A 3571-nucleotide genomic window follows, 5' to 3' on the forward strand; every position below is an offset into this window, starting at 1 on the left:
TGATTTTGCTCGTGGATTCGGGAGTCATTTGACCATGAATTCGGGAGGCACTGAGGACTTGGGAGGCGGTCTGGTGCTCACGAATTTGGGAGTCACTGTTGCTTTGGCGGCTATGGGGTCATGGTTGGTGTTCGGTGTAGATGCGGTGGGCGTCGGTGATGGCCATGTGTCCGAAGGAAAGGATGTCGCGTCGGCGCCGGAGGCGGTTGGTGTAGAGCGGTTTGGAGTGTTCGCGGGTGCGGACTCGTAAGGCCTCGCGGATGACGGGGTGCCATTGCTGGGGGAACGTGTTGAGCGCGTACTGGGCTGCTTGGGTCTTCGAGGCAATCTTTTCGGTTGCGATGGTGTAGTGCAGTCGGGCGATGCCGGTGACGGTCCAGACGGTGCCGTAGTCGGTGAGCAATGCCAGACTCGACGGGTTCAGCAGCCTGCGGGCGCGGGTGAGGTTGCGCAGCCAGTATTCGTCGAGGTTGGTGTTCTGCCAGGCGGCTAGTTCGGTGGAGTCGGTCCAGATGTCGAGTTGCGATGGTGAGGGGCCTCGGCAGGTGATCGCGTGCTGTGCCAGCGTGTGCCACGTCACCGGGTTGGCCTTTTCCGGTGACGATGTGGATATGAATCGGCCTTCGTGACTGGCGGGCGGGTTGTGAACGGATGTGGGTCCGGCGGCCACTTGGGGCCAGGTGAGATAGATGCCGTCGAAGAAGGGCCGGTGGTGACGCGTGGCGAGCTCTTCGTGGACGTGATGGAGTGCGTCGAGTGCCGCGCTGTCGGGTTGGTCCGTAGTGACGGCAATGAAGTCGATGTCGCTGGTTCCGGCCTGAAAATCGCCGAGGGCGAGTGATCCTTCAAGGTATAGCGCCTCGATGAGACCGTCAGCATGCTGGTCTGCCAGGTCGAGGTAGGTTGCGATCACTGCCGCGGCTTGCCCGTCCACCTGTCTCATGGTGCCAGGGGTCGAGCGCCACGAGTGCGCAGCATGCTGATTGAGGGTTCTCTAGTCAACGGTGGGCTTGGTCCGTTCACCGGCCTTCGCGCGGGTCTGGGCCAGGCGGAAGGAGTCGGTGCCGGTTTCGATGATGTTGCCGCCGAACGTGAGTCGGTCCACGATGGCTGCGCACAACCGTGGGTCGGTGAACGTTTTGGTCCAGCCCGAGAAACTCTCGTTGGAGGCGATCGCCACCGAGGCTTTCTCTTCTCGTTCGGTGAGTACCTGGAACAGCAGCTCGGCGCCGCGGCGGTCGAGTTCCATGTAGCCCAGTTCGTCGATGCAGAGCAAGTCAACGCGGCCGTAGCGGGCGATGGTTTTGGACAGCTGTCTGTCGTCGGAGGCTTCGACGAGTTCGTTGACCAGCTTGGTGGCCAGCGTGTACTTCACCCGGTGGCCGGCCATCGCCGCCTCGGTGCCCAATGCGATCAGCAGATGGCTTTTGCCGGTGCCTGAGTCGCCGATCAAACACAGTGGCAACCCTTTCTTGACCCATTCACATTTTGCCAGAGTGTGGATCGCGGCGGCGTCGACGTGTGGGTTGGCGTCGAAGTTCCAGGTCCGCAACGACTTATCGCGGGGAAACCCCGCGCCTTTGATCCGCCGCGCAGCGCGGCGCCGGGCCCGGTCGTCGCATTCGGCCATCAACAGCTCGGCCAGGAATCCCCGATAGGACATCTGCTCGGCGGCGGCCTCATCGGCCAGTTCGGCGAAGTTGGCGCGGATCGTGGGCAGGCGCAACATCCGGCAGGCCTGCTCGACTGCGGCGTCGGAGGCCTGTTCGGTCAGTCCGCGCCGGTGCGGCAGGCTGGTGCTCACGGGAGTCGTGGTGGTCATGGCGTGGTGGTGTCCTTCCTGGGGTTGCGCAGCAGAGTGTCGTAGGCCGCGACCGAGGGCGGCGGCCGGGAATCGGTGGGCAGCGTGGCTAGCCGTCGTGCGGTCAGCGACGCCACCGCCTCGGTGTCGTCGCCGGTTTCGTGATGTTCGCCGGTTTGTTCAGAGGTGTTGTCTTCAGAGGCCTTCCGCGCCTCCAAGACGACGGCATCGGCGGTGAGTGCTCCGGCGGCCAGGGCGCGGGCCAACCCGATGACCAGCACCTCGTGAGGTAGGTGGCGGTGCGCGAGCAGCACCTCGATCAGTTCGCGGGTGCCTGCGGCGTCGCCGTGGGTCTTGCGGGCGGTGGCCCACCAGGCGTCGTGCACCGGGGTGAACCGCCCGGCCGCGCGGGCCTGCTCCAGGGCCGTTGACCCTGGCAGGGCGCCGGGCTTGCGCAACAGGATCTCCAGGTAGTGATCCAACTCCAGACGGGTTTCGGCCTTCCCCGGCAGGCGTTCATGAGTGGCGATCAGCTGGCGGTCGCAGTACACCTCCAGATGCGAAGCGTGCAGCTGCACCCGCACCTGGCGGCCGGCGAACCGGACCGGCACCGAGTATCGGTTGGTGCGCACTGTGATCTGGCTGTGCCGATCCACTCTCAGGTTGAACCAGCGGCCGGTCTCAAACGCGGCATCAGGCAGCGGCGTCAACAGCGGCGCCTCCACGGTGAACAGTTCACCGACGGTGCGGACGCGGGCGCCGATACGGCGGTCCAGGTCATCGGCGTCCCACTTGTCGATCATGGCGTTGAGTTCGGCGATCGATTCGACCTGCGGGACCGGCACGAAGTGGTTGCGGCGAAACCAACCGATCTGGCCTTCCACCCCGCCCTTCTCGTGAGCGCCCTCGATGCCGGGCTGGCAATAGAACGCCTCGATGCCGTAGTGGGAGCGAAACGCTACCCAGCGATCGTTTTCTACCCGATGACGTGACAAACCCAGCACCGCCGAGACCGCCGATTTCAAGTTGTCGTACCGAATCCGGCCGAACGGAACCCCACCGAGAACCTCGAAGGCGTGCACATGGCCCTCCAGGAACGCCTCCTGCCCGGCTGAGAGGAACACCCGGTGCACCGCGCGGCCGGAGAACGACAGCCGCAGCGAGAACAACGTGCACGTGACCGGCTGACCGCGCAGCTCGATCACCACATCACCGAAGTCGACCTCGGCTTCATCGCCGGGGCGGTGCGATTGCGGCACGAACACCTCGACCGGGGCTCGGCCGGATTCGGCCAGGATCTCGCCGCGGCGCACCGACACATATGCCCGCACCCGTGAATACGACACGTCGGCTTGATGCTCCTCACGGAGGCGATCGAAGATCCGCTTGGCCGTGTGGCGCTGCTTGCGAGGGGCGGTCAGATCCGCGCGTAACCAGCCGTCGATGACTTCGCGGTAGTCATCGATCTTGCTGCCCCGATCGGGGTAGTGCTTCCGCTCGCTCGGCCAGGCCGACCCCAGGGCTTTCTGCACTGTCGTCCACGACACCCGGTACTCACGCTGAATCGCCCGCGCCGACTTCCCGGCGCGGGCATCCCGGCGGATCGCTGCATACAGCTCCACCTTCGACCCCGGAGGCCGCACAACCCGACTTAACCCGCACCACGTGGACAGCCGGTGACTCCCGAATTCACAGTCAACGACTTCGCCGCGACAACACCGACTCCGAAGTTCGTGATCAAACGACTCCCGAATCAGCAGTCAAAGTCAA

At 64.7% G+C, this 3571-nt stretch carries 3 protein-coding genes; all 3 read right to left on the reverse strand.

Going from position 1 to position 3571, the window contains the following annotated elements; translation table 11 throughout:
- Window positions 1-118: 118 nt before the first annotated feature.
- From A5779_RS04310 to istA, 3 genes are read right to left on the reverse strand one after another with little or no spacing between them, the layout of a single operon-like run.
- Window positions 119-934 carry a nucleotidyltransferase domain-containing protein gene (locus A5779_RS04310; protein WP_165609740.1) on the reverse strand — a complete coding sequence of 272 codons (816 nt, stop codon included), beginning with the start codon at window positions 932-934 and terminating at the stop codon, window positions 119-121.
- Between the two features lie 60 nt (window positions 935-994).
- A complete protein-coding gene (istB, locus tag A5779_RS04315; RefSeq protein WP_064879317.1) occupies window positions 995-1822 on the reverse strand; it encodes an IS21-like element helper ATPase IstB in 828 nt (275 codons plus the stop codon).
- On the reverse strand, window positions 1819-3444 hold the full coding sequence (gene istA, locus A5779_RS04320; RefSeq protein ID WP_064879319.1) for an IS21 family transposase: 1626 nt from the start codon (window positions 3442-3444) through the stop codon (window positions 1819-1821). The genes istB and istA overlap by 4 nt, the downstream gene beginning before the upstream one ends.
- Window positions 3445-3571 lie beyond the last annotated feature (127 nt).

The organism is Mycolicibacterium peregrinum, assembly GCF_001665625.1.
GTDB classification, from domain to species: Bacteria; Actinomycetota; Actinomycetes; order Mycobacteriales; family Mycobacteriaceae; genus Mycobacterium; species Mycobacterium peregrinum_B.